21 protein-coding genes are annotated in these 20052 nt (G+C 46.1%); 2 read left to right on the top strand and 19 right to left on the bottom strand.

What is annotated here, in order from left to right; genetic code table 11:
* Nucleotides 1-71 precede the first annotated feature (71 nt).
* Nucleotides 72-701 carry an RNA polymerase sporulation sigma factor SigK gene (sigK, locus tag V9W66_RS15165; RefSeq protein WP_144094545.1) on the top strand — a complete coding sequence of 210 codons (630 nt, stop codon included), beginning with the start codon at nt 72-74 and terminating at the stop codon, nt 699-701.
* 54 nt (nt 702-755) lie between these two features.
* Here the strand turns inward: sigK and V9W66_RS15160 are convergent, their stop codons facing one another.
* From V9W66_RS15160 to mtaB, 9 genes are all read right to left on the bottom strand, one after another.
* Nucleotides 756-1979, bottom strand: a complete 1224-nt coding sequence (locus V9W66_RS15160; RefSeq protein ID WP_015527092.1) for a peptidase U32 family protein — start codon at nt 1977-1979, stop codon at nt 756-758.
* Nucleotides 1939-2631, bottom strand: coding sequence for an O-methyltransferase (locus V9W66_RS15155; RefSeq protein ID WP_021652340.1), 693 nt, complete (start codon nt 2629-2631; stop codon nt 1939-1941). Before V9W66_RS15155 ends, V9W66_RS15160 begins: the two co-directional genes overlap by 41 nt.
* Nucleotides 2628-3032, bottom strand: coding sequence for an endolytic transglycosylase MltG (locus tag V9W66_RS15150; protein WP_144094547.1), 405 nt, complete (start codon nt 3030-3032; stop codon nt 2628-2630). Before V9W66_RS15150 ends, V9W66_RS15155 begins: the two co-directional genes overlap by 4 nt.
* An 11-nt stretch (nt 3033-3043) precedes the next feature.
* Nucleotides 3044-3382 carry a YlbF family regulator gene (locus V9W66_RS15145; protein WP_144094549.1) on the bottom strand — a complete coding sequence of 113 codons (339 nt, stop codon included), beginning with the start codon at nt 3380-3382 and terminating at the stop codon, nt 3044-3046.
* 4 nt (nt 3383-3386) lie between these two features.
* Nucleotides 3387-5021 (bottom strand): ribonuclease J, encoded by a 1635-nt coding sequence (locus tag V9W66_RS15140; protein WP_144094614.1) that lies wholly within the window; start codon nt 5019-5021, stop codon nt 3387-3389.
* Nucleotides 5022-5302: 281 nt separating this feature from the next.
* Nucleotides 5303-5572 carry a DUF1292 domain-containing protein gene (locus V9W66_RS15135; RefSeq protein ID WP_144094551.1) on the bottom strand — a complete coding sequence of 90 codons (270 nt, stop codon included), beginning with the start codon at nt 5570-5572 and terminating at the stop codon, nt 5303-5305.
* A 48-nt stretch (nt 5573-5620) separates the two neighbouring features.
* Nucleotides 5621-6073, bottom strand: coding sequence for a Holliday junction resolvase RuvX (ruvX, locus tag V9W66_RS15130; protein ID WP_021977653.1), 453 nt, complete (start codon nt 6071-6073; stop codon nt 5621-5623).
* A 1-nt stretch (nt 6074) separates the two neighbouring features.
* Nucleotides 6075-6347 (bottom strand): IreB family regulatory phosphoprotein, encoded by a 273-nt coding sequence (locus tag V9W66_RS15125; protein WP_015527087.1) that lies wholly within the window; start codon nt 6345-6347, stop codon nt 6075-6077.
* A 185-nt stretch (nt 6348-6532) separates the two neighbouring features.
* Nucleotides 6533-7861, bottom strand: a complete 1329-nt coding sequence (gene mtaB / locus V9W66_RS15120) for a tRNA (N(6)-L-threonylcarbamoyladenosine(37)-C(2))-methylthiotransferase MtaB (RefSeq protein ID WP_144094553.1) — start codon at nt 7859-7861, stop codon at nt 6533-6535.
* Nucleotides 7862-7994: 133 nt separating this feature from the next.
* Between mtaB and V9W66_RS15115 the strand changes: the two genes are divergently transcribed.
* Nucleotides 7995-8231, top strand: coding sequence for an HPr family phosphocarrier protein (locus V9W66_RS15115; RefSeq protein ID WP_015527084.1), 237 nt, complete (start codon nt 7995-7997; stop codon nt 8229-8231).
* 164 nt (nt 8232-8395) lie between these two features.
* On the opposite strand, the gene thiI is transcribed toward V9W66_RS15115, so the two are convergent.
* From thiI to V9W66_RS15065, 10 genes are all read right to left on the bottom strand, one after another.
* Nucleotides 8396-9577: a tRNA uracil 4-sulfurtransferase ThiI gene (gene thiI / locus V9W66_RS15110; protein WP_015527083.1), complete on the bottom strand. Its 1182-nt coding sequence runs from the start codon at nt 9575-9577 to the stop codon at nt 8396-8398.
* A 24-nt stretch (nt 9578-9601) separates the two neighbouring features.
* Nucleotides 9602-10756 (bottom strand): cysteine desulfurase family protein, encoded by a 1155-nt coding sequence (locus V9W66_RS15105; protein ID WP_144094555.1) that lies wholly within the window; start codon nt 10754-10756, stop codon nt 9602-9604.
* Nucleotides 10757-10759: 3 nt separating this feature from the next.
* On the bottom strand, nt 10760-11503 hold the full coding sequence (locus V9W66_RS15100; protein ID WP_021652333.1) for a 16S rRNA (uracil(1498)-N(3))-methyltransferase: 744 nt from the start codon (nt 11501-11503) through the stop codon (nt 10760-10762).
* A gap of 4 nt (nt 11504-11507) precedes the next feature.
* Entirely contained in the window at nt 11508-12461 is a 954-nt protein-coding gene (gene prmA, locus V9W66_RS15095; RefSeq protein WP_144094557.1) for a 50S ribosomal protein L11 methyltransferase, read from the bottom strand.
* 158 nt (nt 12462-12619) lie between these two features.
* Nucleotides 12620-13819 (bottom strand): molecular chaperone DnaJ, encoded by a 1200-nt coding sequence (gene dnaJ, locus V9W66_RS15090; protein WP_144094559.1) that lies wholly within the window; start codon nt 13817-13819, stop codon nt 12620-12622.
* 21 nt (nt 13820-13840) lie between these two features.
* Complete coding sequence (gene dnaK / locus V9W66_RS15085; protein ID WP_144094561.1) at nt 13841-15733, bottom strand: molecular chaperone DnaK; 1893 nt, start codon at nt 15731-15733, stop codon at nt 13841-13843.
* Between the two features lie 57 nt (nt 15734-15790).
* Nucleotides 15791-16426, bottom strand: coding sequence for a nucleotide exchange factor GrpE (grpE, locus tag V9W66_RS15080; RefSeq protein WP_144094563.1), 636 nt, complete (start codon nt 16424-16426; stop codon nt 15791-15793).
* An 18-nt stretch (nt 16427-16444) separates the two neighbouring features.
* Nucleotides 16445-17488, bottom strand: coding sequence for a heat-inducible transcriptional repressor HrcA (gene hrcA, locus V9W66_RS15075; RefSeq protein ID WP_144094565.1), 1044 nt, complete (start codon nt 17486-17488; stop codon nt 16445-16447).
* A 176-nt stretch (nt 17489-17664) separates the two neighbouring features.
* Nucleotides 17665-18918 carry an ABC transporter substrate-binding protein gene (locus V9W66_RS15070; protein WP_243121774.1) on the bottom strand — a complete coding sequence of 418 codons (1254 nt, stop codon included), beginning with the start codon at nt 18916-18918 and terminating at the stop codon, nt 17665-17667.
* A gap of 15 nt (nt 18919-18933) precedes the next feature.
* A complete protein-coding gene (locus V9W66_RS15065; RefSeq protein WP_144094567.1) occupies nt 18934-20043 on the bottom strand; it encodes a glycoside hydrolase family 172 protein in 1110 nt (369 codons plus the stop codon).
* Nucleotides 20044-20052 lie beyond the last annotated feature (9 nt).

Here is a 20052-nt window from a genome sequence, read left to right as displayed (position 1 = left end):
TTTCTGTTGGAAAAGCACGAAAAGCACGTCCGGCTCATAAGCTATAAGGAAATCCCCTTTGAGGTGAACCCTTGAAAACCTTTCTGAAACCGCTTTCTTTTGCGGAAGAGCAGTTCTATCTTCTGCAGCTCCAAAGGGGCGATCCGGAAGCAAAAAATATCCTTATCGAACACAATCTCCGCCTCGTAGCACATGTTGCAAAAAAATATCAGGGATGTGACGAGGATCCGGATGATCTGATCTCCATAGGCACCATAGGTCTGATCAAAGCCATTTCCACCTTTGATCCCAGCCGGACTTCCAAGCTTTCCACTTATGCTGCACGGTGCATTGACAATGAGCTTCTCATGATGTTCCGTGCCCGCAGGAAACGTTCCAGAGAAGTTTCTCTCTATGAACCCATCGGCACAGACCGGGAAGGCAACGAGATCAGCCTTCTCGATATCATTGAAAGTCCACCCGTTGATGTTGTGGATGATTGTTTCAAAAGGGACAGCATTTCCTATCTTCTCCGTTATATCCGGACAGTACTCTCCCCAAAGGAATACCAGGTGATCTGCTGCCGCTACGGTTTGAATGGCCAGGAGCCACTGACCCAGCGAGAGATTGCTGAAAATCTCTCCATCAGCCGCTCCTATGTATCCCGTATCGAAAAGAACGCTCTTCGAAAACTCCGTACTCTTTTTCCTGAAAATCAGTAAAGGGGAGAACGTTCTTTTCGTTCTCCCCTTTACTCTCTTATCCACCCTTTCGGATCATTCACCTCTTCGGAGAATATCAAATACCTCCGGCATCTCAGTCAGTTTCACATAGATCCTCTGCTGAGCATGTGGTGCACTCTCCATAGCTTCGCCCTCTTCATTATAAATGGCTTCCACTGTGACCGGAATATTCCTTCCGTCCGGTTTCATGATCTCGATGGTCTCTCCTACAGAAAACTTGTTTCTCTGTGTCAGTCTTGCCAGACCTCTCTCATCGATCTCTTCTGCAAATCCAAGATATGTGTATTCTCTTACATACGTGTTGCTGTCATAGATCTGGGTATTCTCATCCGGCTTTCCGTAGAAAAATCCGGTGGTAAACTGACGGTAAGTACAGTTTGAGATCTGCTCCTGATACCATGGCATATTCGCATGATATTTTTCCGGACTTTCCATACAGTCGTCAATGGCTTTGCGGTAGGTTCTTGCCACCGTTGCCACATAAAGAGCTGTTTTCATACGTCCTTCGATCTTCAGGCTGTCAATACCGCTTGTAAGGATATCTTCCATATGTTCTACCATACAGAGATCCTTGGAATTAAAAATAAAAGTTCCTCTCTCATTTTCAAATACCGGCATGTATTCTCCCGGACGCTTCTCCTCCACAACAGAATATTTCCATCTGCAGGGATGGGTACAGGCTCCCTGATTGGCATCTCTTCCTGCCATAAAGTTACTGAGAAGACATCTTCCGGAATAGGAAATGCACATGGCGCCGTGGATAAACGTTTCAATCTCCATATCCTCCGGAATATGTGCCCGGATCTCCCGGATCTCTTCCAGAGAAAGCTCTCTTGCACTTACCACACGTTTGGCACCAAGGTTATACCAGAAACGGTAAGTCTCATAATTGGTATTATTTGCCTGTGTACTGATGTGACGCTCAATCTCCGGGCAGATTTCCTTTGCATACATAAAGATTCCCGGATCTGCGATGATCAGTGCGTCCGGTCCGATCTCCTTCAGTTCCTGAAGATATTCCCTTACACCCTCAAGATCACGGTTATGCGCCAGGATGTTTACTGTCACATAAACCTTTACACCATGGGAATGGGCAAATGCGATTCCCTCACACATATCTTCTTTTGAAAAATTCTTAGCCTTTGCACGAAGTCCAAAAGCTTCTCCACCGATGTAAACAGCATCTGCACCATATATGACGGCAACCTTTAAAACCTCAAGGCTGCTCGCCGGAACCAATAGTTCTGGTCGTTTCATAAACCTGTTCTCCTGTTTTTACACTTACAGCCGCTCCGTCTCCAAGAGGAAGCACCGATGTACGAAGCACCGGACTGTGAGTCAGCTGCCAGAGATATTCTCTCATTCTTTTATAGATTGTACGGTTACGCCGTTCCACAAGATAATGAGATTCAATAATATCCCCTTCCTGCAGCACGTTGTCAGATACCAGCACGCTTCCCTCTTTCATCAGTCTCAGCACGTCAGGAAGCCAGTGGATATACTGGCCCTTGGCTGCGTCCATGAAGATCATATCAAAGGTTCCGGTAAGATTCTTCAGGATCTCTCCGGCATCTCCCTCCAGAAGCGTGATCTGTGACTCTCTTCCTGCGCGCCTGAAATTATCCTTTGCGACAGGAATTCTTTTTTCATAATTCTCTATGGTAACAATTTCCATATCTTCCGGCCCATACTCACACATAAGAAGTGTGGAGAAGCCTACGGCAGTCCCCACCTCCAAAATGCGCTTCGGTTGTTTCAGTGCCAGAAGCATCCTCATAAAGCTCTGCATATCTCTCCGGATGATCGGCACCCGGTCTGCAAGTGCCTTTGTCTCCAACTCCTGCAGAAATGGAGTATTCCCCATATCCAGTGAATTGATATAGGTCTGCATGCGTTCTTCTACGATCACTGGCTGTTCGATCCTTCCTTGCTCTCTTCTCCTGACAGCACTGCAATGATCCTGGTCGGTGTATAAGCTGTACTGAGAAGGTATGTACCTGCTTTGATCTGTCCGTGATATGCGGACATTCTTTCCTGTATGGTAAATGCAAGCGCATCCTTGATAAGCCCCTTCTGCTCCAGTGTCTTGCCTACTTTATATGCAGAGGCACCTTCTTTTATGACTACCGTGACCTGCTGTCCCTCTCCCGGGCTCATAGCCTGCTGGTTAAACACATCGTAGCCAAACTGATATGCTGATTTTCCAACCCAGATCAGAAATACGATAATAAAGATATATACAGCTGCTTTAAACACCCCTCCAGCCAGAAAAACGCCGGCCCTGCCAACCTTGTCTCTTGTGTCTGCCATAGTCTTTCCTCCTATAAGTCAGGAATCTGTATGTCGATCCCGTCCACCAGCGTCCTGCATATCCGCTGCATCAGTCTGCACAGTGCAAGCTCAGCATCGAGATAGGCATTTACTTTCAGGTTCTGTCTCAGACTTGCAGACTCCTGGTTGAGCTGTTCCTCGATCTGGAACAGCTCATCCTTATCTGACTGATTCTGCAGTCTGAAATTATCTCCACGGAATTTCATCACTCTGGCCTTCAGCTCAGGATCCGTTTCAAGCTGGGCTGCCTGCTTCTGATATTCCTGATATTCACCGCTTCTGTGCACAGCATCGAGAAGCTTCTCGATCTCCATGCTGATCTCATCCATGAACCTACGCCTCCATAATGATAGGCAGGATCATAGGATTTCTCTTGGTCCGTTTCCACAGATACTCTCCAAGGGCATCCTTGACCTCGGTTTTGATCTTGCCCCAGTCAGTGATATTGTTCTCCAGGCAGGAATCCAGCGCAGTTTCCACAACCTGTCTGGCATGCTCCATAAGATCCTCAGATTCTCTTACATACACAAAACCTCTGGAAACGATATCCGGTCCTGCAAGAACCACATTACTGTGGCGCTCCAGTGTCATAACTACGATCATGATTCCATCTTCTGACAGATGCTGACGGTCACGGAGTACGATATTTCCCACATCGCCAACACCAAGTCCGTCTACGAAGATCGCCCCTGTATGAACGCTTCCTGTCACCTTGGCATCCTGTCCGTCCAACTCCAGAACATTTCCGGAAGAAAGGATAAAAATATTCTCCTTCGGAATTCCCAGATCTTCCACAATGTGCTTCTGTGCAGTCAGATGACGGTACTCACCATGGATTGGAATGGCATATTTCGGTTTTACGAGGGAGTAGATCAGCTTGATTTCCTCCTGGCAGGCATGTCCGGAAACATGGACATCCTGGAAAATAACCTTGGCGCCCTTCATGGACAGCTCATTGATAACCTTGGAAACTGCTTTTTCATTTCCGGGGATCGGATTGGAACTGAAGATGATGGTATCGTTCGGTTTGATGGTAATCTTCTTGTGGATATTGGCTGCCATACGGGAAAGTGCCGCCATGGACTCACCCTGGCTTCCGGTTGTGATCAGAACTACCTTGTCATCCGGATAATTCTTCACCTGATCGATCTCGATCAGAGTATTCTCCGGAATCTGCAGATATCCAAGTTCTGATGCTACAGAAATAACATTGACCATACTGCGGCCTTCCACCGCAACCTTTCTTCCGAAACGGTATGCAGTGTTGATGATCTGCTGCACACGGTCCACATTGGACGCAAAAGTCGCAATGATGATCCTGGATGTACGGTACTCATTAAAAAGATTATCAAATACATGTCCCACCGTACGCTCAGACATGGTAAATCCCGGTCTCTCCGCATTGGTACTCTCACACATCAATGCAAGTACACCTTTCTTTCCGATCTCTGCAAAGCGCTGCAGATCGATGGCATCTCCGAATACCGGTGTGTAATCTACCTTGAAGTCTCCTGTGTGTACCACGATTCCTACCGGAGAGTAAATGGCAAGCGCGGATGCATCCTGGATACTGTGGTTGGTCTTGATAAATTCCACAGCAAAATCTCCGAGATTGATCACCTGTCCGTGTTTTACTTCTTTCAGTTTCGTAGAACGCACAAGATTGTGCTCTTTCAGTTTGTTGCGGATCAGTCCCAGTGTCAGCTTTGTAGCATAGATTGGAACATTGATCTCTTTCAGTACATAAGGAAGGGCTCCGATATGATCCTCGTGTCCGTGGGTGATCACAAATCCCTTAACCTTGGAAATATTTTCCTTAAGATAGGTTACATCCGGGATGACCAGATCGATTCCCAGCATATCATCCTCAGGGAAAGAAAGTCCACAGTCTACCACTACAATACTGTCTTCATACTCAAAAGCGGTGATGTTCATTCCGATCTGTTCCAGACCGCCAAGTGGTATGATCTTAAGTTTTGAGGATGATCTGCGGCTGTTTTTCCGTCCGGATGGTCTGCCGCTGTTCTTAACCGGTCTCTGTGTGTTTCTGCTGCTGTTCTTTACAGCACCGCCTGCGGCTGTTTTCTTCACTGACGGGCGGAATGGTTTATCCTGGCGGTTTTTACCTCCACGATACTGTCTTGTCCTTGATCCGGCATTTTTCTGTCTTGGCACCTGTCTTCTGGTGCCGCCTGCGGAACTTACTGTTCTGCTCTCTGCGTTTCTGTTGTCCTCGTTGTTCTCGCTTTTCAAAAATCGCTCCTCCATTCAAAATTCACGTCATCCAGCATCTGCTGAAAAACCGCATACACGGCCTGAAGCTCACCCTCATCTTCAACCATCTCATAGCAGGCTTCCGTGCTTCCCGGAGCGGAAATGTCCTTCAGAATATATGCGTCTGCTTCCTCATCCTGTGAATCGGACACCAAAAGATAAGTCACACCCGCAATGTTGGTCTGCCCCTCTACGTAAAACTCAGCAGTTGTGCCGTCGTCTGACTGAAATATTATTTTTTCCATATTTAATTCTTCCTTATCCGTTCTTGTAAAAATATCTGTATTTCCGGGTTATGATTCCGATTCTTCCTGCTGCTCTTTCTTATGTGCGGCAGCATCCAGATATCCCTGCAAAATAAAGACTGCTGCTACTTGATCCAGATACTGCTTGCGGTCTTCCTTATGCACGCCGGTCTCTTCCAGGGTGCGGTCCGCCGCCATGGTAGTCAGTCTTTCGTCCCACATAATAACAGGCAGGCCTGTACGTCTCTCCAGCATTTCCTTGAATTCCAGAGATTTCTCGGCCCGCTCTCCTACGGTATTGTTCATGTTCTTCGGATATCCCAGAACGATCTCCGTAACCTGATACTCCGAAATGATCTCTTCAATACGTGCCAGTGTACGACGAAGCTTGTTTTCCTGCTTGCGCCATACGGTTTCCACACCTTGGGCTGTCAGACCAAGGGGATCGCTCACTGCAACCCCAACGGTCTTCGAGCCATAGTCCAGTCCCAGTACTCTCATATTACCGTTCCCAGGACTTATTCTTGATATACTCGGTGAGAAGCTCCTCTACCAGCTCATCACGCTCCACCTTCATGATCATGCTTCTCGCACCCTTGTGGCTTGTGATATAGGTCGGGTCTCCCGACATAATATATCCTACGATCTGATTCACCGGATTGTATCCCTTCTCATCCATTGCATTGTACACCAGATCCAGGACTTCTTTTACCTGAAGCTCCTGATCCGGTTTTGTTCTGAAATACTGTGTATTTCCCAGATTATTCTCTGCCATTGTCTCTCACGTCCTTAAAATATATTCTTTTTTATTTTAATATAAATTTACATAAATTACAATCTTAAATTTAACGAGGATTGCGAATACAAACTGTCAACGTTACTGTTCACTCCGTTCTCAGTAACACGCTTCGCAAAATATTACCAGTGAACAAACAACCTTTCAACATACGATCCCGTTCTTCACTCCACGGCTTCACCGGTCATGATATGCTCTTCAAGAAAGCCTTCTGCCTTTACGATTACGATATCATTTACGCCATAAGCTTCCGATTTCGGTACAGCAGTTTTTATATACTCCCGGCTGTGTCCCAGATACCAGGTCCGTCCATCCTTTGTATACTCTTCCTCGATCAGTACCTCCAGGTTTTTGCCAAGCATGGATTTCTCATAATCCCCTGCATGACGATGATGCAGCTCGATCATCTTCTCACTGCGGAAGGATTTCTCCGCCTCTGTCAGCTGTCCGTCCATGGCAGCCGCCTTTGTTCCCTGTCTTCTGGAATATTTGAAGATATGAGTCTCGTAAAAACGGATGCTGTCCACAAAATCATAGGATTTCCGGAATTCTTCCTCCGATTCCTGCGGAAAGCCTACGATCACATCCGTTGTCAGTGCCGGATTTCCATACACTTCTCTTAAAAGCTCACAGCGCTCTCTGTATTCCCCGCTTCTGTATCTGCGGTTCATCCTCTCCAGGGTCTCATCACAGCCACTCTGCAGGGAAAGATGGAAATGCGGGCATACCTTCGGCAGCGCCGCGATCCCTTCCGCAAATTCTCTTGTAACGATTCCCGGTTCCAGCGATCCCAGACGGATACGCCTGATTCCTTCGATCTCATGCACAGCACGGATCAGAGAAAGCAGTGTCTCTTTTTTCTCCTCCGGGAAATCCACTCCATAGGAGCTTAAATGGATTCCTGTAAGGACCACTTCCTTATACCCTTTTTCCGCAAGTGCACGGACCTCTTTCAGCACACTTTCAATATTCCGGCTTCTGACACGGCCTCTTGCATAGGGAATGATACAGTACGTACAGAACTGATTGCATCCGTCCTGAACCTTGATATATGCCCTTACATGTTCTGCTGTATGATCAATGGAAAGTTCCTCATACTCTTTTGTCTGATTGATCTTGATCACATGGGAACCATGGCCCGGTTTGTTTTCCGCATATTCGGACAGTGCCTCCACAATATTGATCTTCTGGTTATTTCCCAGAACAAGATCAATAGCTTCGTCTTTTTCCAGTTTCTCGCCACCGGTCTGTACATAACAGCCCGTTGCCACCACGATCGCTTCCGGATTCATTTTTTTTGCTTTGTGGAGCATCTGTCTTGATTTTCTGTCTGCAATATTGGTTACTGTGCAGGTATTGATCACATAAATATCCGCTCCCGGCTCAAAAGGCACGATCTCATATCCCGCCTCCTCCAGAAGCTGCTGCATGGCCTCGATCTCATAGGCATTTACTTTGCAGCCCAGATTGTGTAATGCAACTTTATTTCCCATTTTTCCTCACTTTTTTTACACTTTAACTAATTATTAGAACAATTTTTATCTCTTTTCACCTTGACTTTTTGGGTACTGACAGGTAAGATGAAAGCTGTAAAACAACAAAAATTTATCAAGGGAGGTTATTATAATGAAAACAGCTAAAATCTCACTGAATTCCATCGATAAGGTGAAAGCATTCGTAAACGAGATCAGCAAATTCGACTGCGATTTTGATTTAGTATCCGGAAGATATGTGATCGATGCAAAATCTATTATGGGTATCTTCAGCCTGGATCTTTCCAAGCCGATCGACCTCAACATCCATGCAGATGGCGCTGCTCTGGATAACGTAATGCAGATTATTTCCAAATATACAATCGACTAATCTATACTGTATATTTGAGAGGAACTGTATCGGATACAGTTCCTCTTTTTTCATGCTTTCAGAATTCTTCTGTTCTCAATGAACTCCCTTTTCCTGATATATCGGTAATTCCAGGGAACCTCTGCAGCGAGGTTCCCTGTTTGTTTTTTCTTATCTAAAACGGATCACTGAATTTCAATGATCTCTGTGGTATTCAGAGCCGTTTCCATAAGCTCATCGATCTTCTCAGAAAGCTTCTGTTCAGAACGGCGGATCACCTTAAGATTCGGCTTTGTTACAGGATGTTTCGCTACAAAGATGGTACAGCAATCCTCAAACGGCTGAATAGAAGTCTCAAAGGTATCGATCTTTCTGGAAATACGGACGATCTCCTCTTTATCAAAGCCGATCACCGGACGATATACCGGAAGTGTGCAGACCTCATTTGTAGAAGCAAGGCTCTGTAAGGTCTGGCTTGCAACCTGTCCGATGCTCTCACCTGTAATAAGTCCGAGACAACGGTCTTTTTTAGCGAAATGCTCGGCAATACGCATCATATATCTTCTCATGATAATAGTAAGCTCATCATGAGGACACTGATCATAAATATAAAGCTGTATATCTGTAAAGTTAACTACATGGAGACGGATCGGTCCGCTGTATTTGGCTACCAGGCGGGCAAGATCCACTACCTTCTGTTTTGCGCGCTCACTGGTGTAGGGCGGTGCATGGAAATATACCGCATCGATCTTGACACCACGTTTTGCGATCATATAGCCGGCAACCGGACTGTCGATCCCACCGGAAAGAAGAAGCATGGCTTTTCCGTTTGTTCCGATGGGCATTCCGCCTGCGCCCGGAATGGTCTGGGAATATACGTAAATCTTGTCACGGATCTCAACAGAAAGATCCAGCTCCGGATGATGAACATCTACACTCGCCTCCGGGAACGCATCCAGGATACGTCCGCCAAGCTCAGCGCTGACTTCCATGGAGCTGATCGGATAGGATTTCTTTGCGCGGCGTGTCCAGACCTTGAAGCTTCCGTTAAAGTCCGGATGCCACTGCTTCATATAACCCACAACATCTTCGGCAAGCTTCTCAAAGCCCTGTTCTTCATAGATCATAACCGGACAGATGCCTACAATACCGAATACATGCTGCAGCGCATCTACAGCCTCATCGTAATCATAATTCTCCGGGCAGAATACATAAACTCTTCCCTGCTCTTTTTTTACTTCAAAATCTCCCTCGATCTTGGAGAGTGCGATCTCCATCTGATGTACGAGAGCATCTTCAAAACGATAGCGGTTTTTTCCCTTAAGGGCAATTTCCGCATATTTGATCAGAAATGCATGTACTAACATAAAAATCCCTTTCTTCTGTATTCTCTATCGACGTGCATACCTGCGCAGCATCGGAATTGTTTTTCCCAGTGCTTCCAGGCAGTAATCTACCTCTTCAAAGGTATTTTCCTCACAGAAGCTGATGCGGACGGTACTTTCCACATCGGCTCTGCTCAAGCCTATAGCTGTCAGTGTTGCACTTGGTTTTCTCTTATGACTGGAGCATGCACTTCCTGCGGAAATATATACTCCGAATTCTTCCAGCGTATGGAGAAGAACCTCACTCCGTACTCCGTGGAAGGTTACACTCATGATGTGTGGCGCTCCCTCCATTAACGGCATTCCGTTGACAGTGATATCGCCAAGCTTTGAAAGTCCCTCTGCCATCCGCTCCTTCAGAGCATAGAGGTGCTGTATCTTTTTATCAAAATCTGTGTATACCATATCTGCGGCAACGCCAAGGCCTGCGATTCCCGGCACATTGTCTGTTCCGGAACGCATACCGTTCTGCTGTCCGCCGCCAAGGATCTGCGGCTGTACTCTTACTTTTTCGTTAATATAGAGAAAGCCTACGCCCTTTGGTCCATGGATCTTGTGGCTGCTCACGGAAAGAAGATCGATCCCCAGCTTTTTCGGATAGATACGATACTTTCCGAACGCCTGGATGGCATCTACATGAAAAAGTGCTTTCGGACTTTTTTCATGGACAAGCTTTCCGATCTCTTCTACCGGCATCACGGCTCCCACCTCATTGTTCACGTACATCACAGACACCAGAATGGTATCCGGACGAAGAGCCGCTTCCAGTGCATCCAGCTTTACAACGCCCTGATGATCCACAGGAAGAATGGTCACCTCATAGCCCTGTTCCTTCAGATAAGCAAAAGGCTGGGCCACTGCTGCATGCTCTACTGCAGTTGTGATGATATGGTTTCCCATACGCTTGTTAGCTTCCACACCACCGATGATAGCAAGGTTATCCGATTCTGTTCCACCGGAGGAAAAAAGAATCTCTTTTTCATTCACTTTCAGTAATTTTGCAAGGGTCTGGGCACTTCTGCGGACATAATTCTCCGCTTCCATTCCCTTTTTATGCATGGCAGAAGGATTTCCGAAATCTTCTGTCATGGTTTTGCAGACAATATCCTTTACTTCATCGAAGCATCTCGTTGTCGCGGAATTGTCAAAATATGCTTCCATAATCTATTCATCCTCCAGTTGAAACATCAGAACAGAAAGTACTGCGAGCCCCGCGGTTTCTGTCCGTAAGATCCGGTGTCCCAGGGTGATGGGTTTCGCACCGGCTTCCATGGCATCTGCCACTTCCTGCTCTTCAAAGCCACCCTCAGGGCCGATAAAGACACCTATGCTTTTTCCCGGTTCGATCGACCGGATCAGTTCTTTCGTCTCTTTCATTCCCTTTGCAAGCTCATAAGGGATCAATAGAACATCCAGTTCTTTTGCATAGACAAGGGCTTCTTTAAAGGTCATCACAGAATGTACCTCCGGCACCAGCATACGCTTGGACTGTTTTGCCGCACTTTCTGCGATCTGCTGCCAGCGGGATACTTTTTTTTCTGCTTTTTTGTTATCCAGTTTTACCACGCAGCGCCTGGTTGAAACAGGAACAACAGAATATGCTCCAAGCTCTACTGCCTTCTGGATGATCAGCTCCATCTTATCAGCCTTCGGCAGTCCCTGAAAAAGATAAATACGGTTCTGCAGCTCATAATCCGGCTCCTGTACATAGAGGATATGAAGCAGGACTTCATTCTCCCCTGCGTTTTCGATCACACAGTGATATTCTTTTTCCTTATCGCTAATCCAGAGCTCCTCGTCTTTTTTCATGCGGAGCACATTGACAATATGATTGACATCATTTCCTGTGATACGGATCTCATGTCTGTCCCTGTCGATCTGATGAGGTTCCACAAAAAATCGCTGCATGAGATCAGTCCTTTCTTGCTGTCACAGATACCCACTCGCCCTGATGAGTCACCTCAACAAGCGTCAGTCCGGCGTCTTTTACAGCCTTCACTACGACATCCTCCTTTACATCCAGAATGCCTGATGTAATGTAGTAAGCGCCCTTTTTCATCTGTGCAACGATCACCGGTGTCAGCGGTACCAGAACATCTGCCAGAATGTTTGCAGTTACGATATCATATTTCTCATATCCGACCTGATCCTGAACTTCTTTGTCATCGATGATATTTCCGATCATCATGTCAAAGGATTTCTCCTCGATCTGGTTGGCCTCCTTGTTCTCAGATACTGCCGGAACTGCACAGGGATCAAGATCTGTACCAACCACATGACCTGCACCAAGCTTCAGTGCAACGATCCCCAGGATTCCACTTCCGGTTCCCACATCAAGGATCTCCATTCCCGGCTTCACAAATTTCTTCAGCTGACGGATCACAAGCTGTGTGGTCTCATGCATTCCTGTACCAAAGGCAGTTCCCGGATCAATGTGGAGGATCATCTTGTCCTTATCTTCTGCCTTCACTTCTTCCCAGGACGGTACGATCAGAATATCGTCTACATAGAACTGATGGAAGTACTGTTTCCAGTTATTGATCCAGTCCTTGTCCTCTGTCTGGGACTCTGTGATAGTGGCTTCTCCGATATCCACAAAGCTTCTTAAATCTTCCAGGGCTTCTTTTACATCTTTCAGGATGGCTTCTGTATCTGCATCCTCTTCCAGATAGAAATTCAGATATGCGATCCCGTCATCTGCTGGTCCCTCCGGCATGATATCCACAAACATCTGTGCCTTATCCTCATCGGTCAGCGGCTGCTTGTCCTGAATCTCCACACCTTCAATCCCCACCTCGGCAAGTGTACAGATCACAATATCCTCTGCCTCTGTTTTTGTCTTAAGTGTAAAACGGTTCCATTTCATATTTTATATCTCCTTATGCTGTATACACATTTACGGATTTTCATTCCAGTCTGTCGCCTGTTTTCTATTGTCCCGAAAACGGGCACTTCTTTTAATATACACGAATACAGAAAAAAAAGAAAGAGGCTTTTTGCGCCTCTTTCCTGTTTTATGTTCATTTATTCCTCAAATATTTCCTTTACTTTCTCACGGAAACCTTTTTTCTTCTTTTCTGTTTTTTCAGATTTTTCGGAAGTCTCGGCTGTACTGTCTGCTGCCGGACGGTTGCCGCATGCCGCATCAAAAGCCTCCAAAGCTTTCTTTGCCTCCTCATTAAGGTTAGTCGGAGTCTGGACTACCAGGGTTACATAGTGATCACCACGAACATTCTTGTTACGTAATGACGGAACACCTTTGCCCTTCAGACGGATCCTTGTATCAGTCTGTGTTCCCGGCTTCACCTCATAGGCAACCTCACCGTCTACCGTATTGATACGCATCTCCCCGCCAAGTGCAGCCTGTGCAAATGTGATCGGAGCTGTTGAAAAGATATTCATATCCTGTCTCTGGAAGATCGGATGACGGGCTACATTTACCTCCACCAGGAGATCTCCTCTCGGTCCGCCGTTGGTTCCCGGTTCGCCTTTTTCGCGGATACGGATACACTGACCATTATCAATACCTGCCGGTACAGATACCTGGATCTTCTTTCTGGAAGAGGTATATCCGGTTCCATGGCAGGCATTGCATTTGTCCTTGATCACCTTACCGGTTCCATTACAGTCCGGACAGGTCTGAACATTACGTACCATACCAAACATGGACTGCTGAGTGTAAACGATCTGACCCTGGCCTTTACATTTCGGACATGTGACCGGTGATGTTCCAGGTTTCGCTCCGGTTCCGTGACATGTGGTACACTCATCCTTCAGAACGATCTCCAGCTCTTTCTCGCATCCGAAAACCGCTTCCTCAAAAGTAATGTTCACACGTGCACGAAGGTTGGCGCCCTTCATCGGTCCGTTGTTGGCCCGTCTGTTTCTGCCTCCGCCGCCGAAAAGGTCTCCGAAGATATCTCCGAAGATGTCTCCCATATCTGCGCCGTTGAAGTCAAATCCGCCAAAGCCGCCGGCTCCGCCTCCACCGCCGTTTTCAAATGCCGCATGACCAAACTGATCATACTGTCTTCTCTTGTCGGCATCACTTAAAACGGAGTAAGCCTCTGTCGCCTCTTTGAATTTCGCTTCAGCCTCTTTATCACCCGGATTTACATCCGGGTGATATTTCTTGGCCAGCTTACGATATGCTTTTTTTAATGTTGCGTCATCGGCGTTTTTATCCACACCTAAGACTTCATAATAATCTCTTTTATCAGCCATTGTAATTATTTCCTACTTGTCTTAGACTTCCTTGTAATCAGCATCTACAACATCATCGCCGTATCCTGCTTCATTTCCGCCCTGGGCACCAGCGTTTCCGCCCATGTTACCCATATCCGGTCCAGGACCAGCCTGACCCTGAGCTCCCTGAGTCTGCTCATACATCTTGGAAAACAGCTTCTGAGCGCTCTCCATCATCTTCTCCTGTGCAGCTTTGATGTCTGCAACCTGAGAATCAGTAAGCTCCTGTGCATTTGCTGTCTGTGCAAGAAGATCCTTCAGTGCATTGAGGTCTGCCTCAACACTTGCTTTATCATTTGCATCAAGCTTGTCGCCTGCTTCCTTCAGAGCATTCTCAACCTGGAATACCATGGAGTCTGCATTGTTTCTTGTATCGATTGCCTCTTTACGTTTCTTATCCTGAGCCTCGAACTCAGCTGCTTCTTTGACAGCTTTGTCGATATCGGAATCGGACATGTTAGAACCAGCTGTGATCGTGATGTGCTGCTCCTTACCTGTTCCAAGATCCTTAGCAGATACATTAACGATACCGTTGGCATCGATGTCAAATGTTACCTCGATCTGCGGAACACCACGACGTGCTGGCGGGATTCCATCCAGACGGAACTGGCCGAGGGATTTGTTGTCTTTTGCGAACTGACGCTCACCCTGTACAACGTTGATATCTACAGCTGTCTGGTTGTCTGCTGCTGTGGAGAAGATCTGGCTCTTCTTTGTAGGAATTGTAGTATTTCTCTCGATCAGACGAGTTGCGATACCACCCATTGTCTCAATGGACAGAGACAGCGGAGTAACATCCAGAAGAAGGATATCACCGGCACCTGCATCACCTGCAAGTTTACCACCCTGTACGGAAGCACCAAGTGCAACACACTCATCCGGATTCAGGTTCTTGCTCGGCTCTTTGCCTGTTAACTGTCTTACCTTATCCTGTACTGCCGGGATACGGGAAGAACCACCAACCAGAAGTACCTGGCCAAGCTCGGAAGCTGTGATACCTGCATCAGACAGTGCACGGCGAACCGGCTCAGCAGTCATCTCTACAAGGTCATGTGTCAGCTCATCAAATTTAGCTCTTGTAAGGTTCATATCAAAATGCTTCGGTCCCTCAGCTGTAGCTGTGATGAACGGAAGGTTGATGTTTGTTGTTGTTGCAGAAGAAAGCTCTTTCTTAGCCTTCTCAGCTGCCTCTTTCAGTCTCTGAAGAGCCATCTTGTCGTTGCTTAAGTCTACGCCCTCTGTTCGCTTGAACTCGGAAAGCATGTAATCTGTAACCTTCTTATCAAAGTCATCTCCACCAAGACGGTTATTACCAGCTGTGGAAAGAACCTCGATAACGCCATCACCGATCTCGATTACGGATACATCGAATGTACCGCCGCCAAGGTCGTATACCATGATCTTCTGCTCTTTCTCATTGTCAAGACCATATGCAAGAGCTGCTGCTGTAGGCTCGTTGATGATACGTTTTACATCAAGACCTGCGATCTTACCTGCATCTTTGGTAGCCTGACGCTGGGCATCGTTGAAGTAAGCCGGAACTGTGATAACTGCCTCTGTTACTTTCTCACCAAGATATGCCTCTGCATCCTTTTTCAGTTTCTGAAGGATCATTGCTGAGATCTCCTGTGGAGAATATTTCTTGTCATCGATGGTTACACGGTAATCGGTACCCATCTCTCTTTTGATAGAGGAGATCGTTCTGTCTGCATTTGTAACTGCCTGACGTTTTGCAGGCTCACCTATCAGACGCTCTCCTGTTTTTGTGAATGCTACAACGGATGGTGTTGTTCTTGCGCCTTCTGTATTTGCGATAACTGTCGGCTGTCCACCTTCCATTACGGCTACACAGCTGTTTGTTGTACCTAAGTCAATACCAATAATCTTTCCCATGATTTTTTCCTCCTGTTTTAGTCTGTATCTGTAAAATTACAACTTGTTAACAATTAATCAGTTAGCAACTTTTACCATGCTGTGGCGTACTACAAAATCCTTATAAGTGTAACCTTTCTGGAATTCTTCCACCACGATGTTCTCTCCAACCTCTTCATCCTCCACATGCATCACTGCATTATGGAAATCCGGGTTGAATTCCTTTCCAACTGCTTCGATCGGCTTCACACCAAGCTCATCCAGTGTTGTGGTAAGCTGCTTGTAGATCATTTTCATTCCATCTGCAAAAGCATCGCCTTCCTGTGCCTGTGCAAGACCTCTTTCGAAGTTATCCACAACCGGCAGGATCTTTTCAACGATCTCTTTTGCTCCGATGATGTACATGCTGGATTTTTCTTTTTCCGTTCTTTTACGGAAATTATCAAATTCAGCCATGGTACGCTTCAGGCGATCGGTAAGTTCCTCCACCTTCTGCTCAGATTTATCTTTTTTCTTCTTTCCGAAGAAGGAAGCTTTTGATTTTTCTTCTTTTTTATCCTCTGAGGCAGCTTCTTCGCCTGGAGTATTGTTTTCTTCCTCCGGCAGATCTTCTCCCTCCGGTGTCAGGTTTTCTTCTTCCTGATCTCCGTCAGTTACGGGGATTTCCTTCTCCGCTTCCTGCTCTTCGGATGTTTTCTTTGTCTCCTCCGACACTTTTTTTCTACCGCCTTTCTAAGTTTTCTTCTTTTTCAAAACGTCATCCAGATGATTCTTCAGTTCCTTCAGACTGTCCACTACATTCTCATAATCCATTCGTTTGGGACCGATGATCCCGATGGTTCCGTACATTCCGTCTCCCAGTTCATATCTGGCAGTTACAATGCTGCAGTCCTTCATGGTCTGGATCGGCATCTCATCACCGATGTAAACCTGGATTCCTGTATTCTCTCCATCTGACATCTGTTCTTTTACAAGATCGGCAAGTTCATGCTTCTCCTCAAATGCGGAAATCAGCTCCGTTGCCTTCTCTTTATCGGCAAGCTCCGGATACTTGAAGATGTTCGTTGCACCTGAAGTATAGATCTCCATATCTTCCTCTTCCACATGAATGGTGGCTGCCACTGCATCCAGAACCGTTGCCACCACACCGCTGTGGCTGCCTGCCTGTTCCTTCAGTCTGGCGATCATCCCAAGGTTGATATCCTGGATTGGGATCCCATTGAGATTGGTGTTAAGAAGAAGATTCAGTTTCAGGATCGTCTGGTCGTCCATTTCCTCATCCAGATTGATGATCTGGTTCCGGACTGTGTTGTTGTCACTGACAACCACTGCCACAAGCTGAAGCTCGCTCATTCTCGACAGCTGGATGAACTTGATCTTGTTGCCGCTGTACTGCGGAACGGAAACCATGGTAGCATAGTTGGTATTGGAAGCAAGAACCTTCGCAACCTTCTTAAGCACCTTATCCATCTTATCTGTCTTCTCAATGATCAGATCTCGCAGCTCTGCAACCTCTGCTTCCTTCTCCTTCATCAGCTCATTGACGTAAAGTCTGTAGCCCTTATCTGAAGGAATCCTTCCTGCTGAGGTATGAGGCTGGACGATATAGCCCATATCTGTCAGGTCTGACATTTCATTTCGGATCGTTGCGGAACTTACATTGAGATCCGCATACTTGGAAATGGTCCTGGAACCAACCGGTTCTCCGGTCTCCATATAGGTCTTGATGATTGCTTTTAAGATTTTTTGCTTGCGCTCATCCAACACCTCTTCCATGAAGCCATCTCCTTTCCTTTTTATTCTTTCCTGACGGATGTTGATTCTTTTTTTATATCTGTTAGCACTCATTTTAGTGGAGTGCTAACATCTACAGTCTTTAAGATATCACCATGTAAAATATTTGTCAATATGTTTTGAAAAAAAGTTCTTATTTTTTCAAAACAAAAAAAGCATCAGTACGATGCTTTTTTGTAATACTGGTCTATGCAGTCCTGTGCCCCGGCAAAAAATTCCGCTTCTGTTTTCTGTCCCAGCACATATTTCTGAAATTCCGTTCCCATGGACGAAACAGCTTCTATGGAATCGGCACACAGTGGTCTTGCCTTCAGCTTATAATCTTTCAGATATTGCCGGATCATTTCAATGCCATCCAGATCAAAATTCTTATCCTCGATCACATCCAGTCTTGCCGGACACATTTTTGTCAGCTGTCCGTAATTTTTACTGGCCTCATATCCGGACACATACTGAAGGAACTTCAGAGCTGCTTCTTTATGATCAGAATTTTTATTCAGTACATACTGCCAGGTTGCGACATTGGTCACCTTCTTGGCAAATTCCGGAAATAGTGCCATATGGATCTTATCTTTTCCATATACGCCTGCATTCTGAAAGGTCCTCAACGCACCGGTATACATGAACATACATCCATACTGGCCGTTTATAAATTTTTCATTCAGCTGATCATGCTGGTCGATCAGATTCTCCTCTGATATCATCCCTGTATCCAGCATTCGCTTCATATATTCTGCCGCTTCTCTGGTTTTCGGATCCGTCCAGTCTGTATAATCTCCTCCGAAAAAATTGACATACTCGCTGATACTGTTATATATGTAGGAAATCTCCCATGCATCCCCGTATGCATATTTTCCCGTATTCTGAAGCTTTTTCTGAAGGATCTCAAGATCACTGAAACCGGAGAGTCTGTCCAGACCAGCCTGATCCAGCAATCCCTGGTTCACCCAGAATGCCATGATATCCATCCTGAACGGTACCGAAAAAATATGTCCGTCTGACATGCATATTTCTTTCAGGTATTCCTGTGGAAAATTCGCCGCTGTCTCCTCTGTCATAACCGTATCTTCCAGCGGAAGAAGAAATCCCTTATGCTTAAATTCGGATATCATCTCATCATTTACTGTGATCAGATCAACAGAATCATCTCCTGATGTCAGAAGAGTTGCTATTTTGGCCTGGCGATTGTCCGCATTAGACGGACATTTTTCGATATGGATCTCTATTCCAAGATCCTTTTCCGCCTGACTGATAAAAGAATCAAAGCCCTCTGTGTCTGCATCCACATGAAGGATCGTCAGTTCCTGTCTATTCTCCGGCACAATATCAGATGCAGTCTCCTTCTTCTGGGCTCCACATCCTGTCACTGCCAGAGCCAGGGCAAATACCCCGCAAAATACCTGTTTTTTCAATCTCTACCACCCTTTTTATCTGGGCCATCTATCCTCTTTTGACATCAACGGCTGGAACGGTGCATGAGGAAGTGTCTGATACCAGTACGCTACACTTGCCACATCATCCTGTCGTTCAAACAGGCCACGGTATCCGACACCTATCTGCTGAATCGTAACGCGAAGATCCTCTTCAAAGCAGATCGGATCCTGTAAATGCCATCTGTAAAAGCCTCGCATTGGCGGGCAGTCATCATTATGATAAAAATTGTGGATCAGTTCGTCATGGGCAGAATAATACGGATATCCCAGATATGGTGTGTTATAATTCTGTTCCACGGTTTTTCCATCCACCTGTTTGGCAAAGCTCCAGGAACCTCCAAAGTAATCTTCCGTTCCTGTTCCGCAGATGGTCGGATACTCCTCATCTCCGTCAATATAAAACTTCATTTCTCCCTCGCCCCACCAGTAACGTTCCAGTGTGGTAAGTGCCATATAGGTTCCTATATAATGGCCTTTTCCTTTTACTCCATCCAAAATTGTATAATCTTTTGTTTTTTCTGTCAACCGTTCCCGTCTCCACTGCGCATGGAAATAAGCAATATCGTCCGGAAGCTCATCATAGAGACAGTAATCTACCTGATAAAAGAAAGCCGGGATTTTATTTGCATGCTGGTTTTCCAGTGTGATCTTTGCTTTCTTCTTAAACGGCATCGGAAAATAGCAGTTAAAGCCCCTGTTTGGAACAACAGCCACCGGAACAGAATTTACAAAACATTCTCTTCCGAATCCGCAGCAGAAGAAATCACCCAGAGGACTTTCCACGGAAGGAGTTTCCTCGTCATCCCAGTACATACGGATCACAAGATCTCTCAGTACAAAGCAATCTGCCTCTGTAGTCTTGTTATCAACGGTGATCCAGATATGATTGATCTGTCCCGGTCCTTCCATTTCTGCCAGAGTTACCACAGTTCCCGGCTCAATATCCTTAAGACACGGGCTTCCTTTTCTGGATGGTCCCAGATGACTTGCAGCCATACCGCCTCTGCCTTTTTCTCCATGCGGATTTTCCGCGTTGATCGCACGGCTTTTTCCATGCTTTGCAAGTGCGATTCCTCCCAGTCCGCCTGTAAATGCCTGATACATATCTGTTTT

The sequence above is a fragment of the Blautia massiliensis (ex Durand et al. 2017) genome (genome assembly GCF_051861785.1).
Classification (GTDB): domain Bacteria; phylum Bacillota; class Clostridia; order Lachnospirales; family Lachnospiraceae; genus Blautia_A; species Blautia_A luti_A.
The sequence above is the reverse complement of the archived record's forward strand: the minus strand, read 5'-3'. Positions and strand labels throughout refer to the sequence as shown.

Coding starts and splice junctions, on each gene's coding strand:
- V9W66_RS15065 (WP_144094567.1), bottom strand. CDS start 20,043: ATGTATCAGGCATTTACAGGCGGACTGGGAGGAATCGCACTTGCAAAG.
- mtaB (WP_144094553.1), bottom strand. CDS start 7,861: ATGGGAAATAAAGTTGCATTACACAATCTGGGCTGCAAAGTAAATGCC.
- V9W66_RS15100 (WP_021652333.1), bottom strand. CDS start 11,503: ATGCAGCGATTTTTTGTGGAACCTCATCAGATCGACAGGGACAGACAT.
- V9W66_RS15145 (WP_144094549.1), bottom strand. CDS start 3,382: ATGGATGAGATCAGCATGGAGATCGAGAAGCTTCTCGATGCTGTGCAC.
- V9W66_RS15115 (WP_015527084.1), top strand. CDS start 7,995: ATGAAAACAGCTAAAATCTCACTGAATTCCATCGATAAGGTGAAAGCA.
- prmA (WP_144094557.1), bottom strand. CDS start 12,461: ATGAAATGGAACCGTTTTACACTTAAGACAAAAACAGAGGCAGAGGAT.
- dnaK (WP_144094561.1), bottom strand. CDS start 15,733: ATGGGAAAGATTATTGGTATTGACTTAGGTACAACAAACAGCTGTGTA.
- thiI (WP_015527083.1), bottom strand. CDS start 9,577: ATGTTAGTACATGCATTTCTGATCAAATATGCGGAAATTGCCCTTAAG.
- dnaJ (WP_144094559.1), bottom strand. CDS start 13,819: ATGGCTGATAAAAGAGATTATTATGAAGTCTTAGGTGTGGATAAAAAC.
- V9W66_RS15160 (WP_015527092.1), bottom strand. CDS start 1,979: ATGAAACGACCAGAACTATTGGTTCCGGCGAGCAGCCTTGAGGTTTTA.
- V9W66_RS15105 (WP_144094555.1), bottom strand. CDS start 10,756: ATGGAAGCATATTTTGACAATTCCGCGACAACGAGATGCTTCGATGAA.
- hrcA (WP_144094565.1), bottom strand. CDS start 17,488: ATGGAAGAGGTGTTGGATGAGCGCAAGCAAAAAATCTTAAAAGCAATC.
- V9W66_RS15125 (WP_015527087.1), bottom strand. CDS start 6,347: ATGGCAGAGAATAATCTGGGAAATACACAGTATTTCAGAACAAAACCG.
- ruvX (WP_021977653.1), bottom strand. CDS start 6,073: ATGAGAGTACTGGGACTGGACTATGGCTCGAAGACCGTTGGGGTTGCA.
- V9W66_RS15135 (WP_144094551.1), bottom strand. CDS start 5,572: ATGGAAAAAATAATATTTCAGTCAGACGACGGCACAACTGCTGAGTTT.
- V9W66_RS15150 (WP_144094547.1), bottom strand. CDS start 3,032: ATGGCAGACACAAGAGACAAGGTTGGCAGGGCCGGCGTTTTTCTGGCT.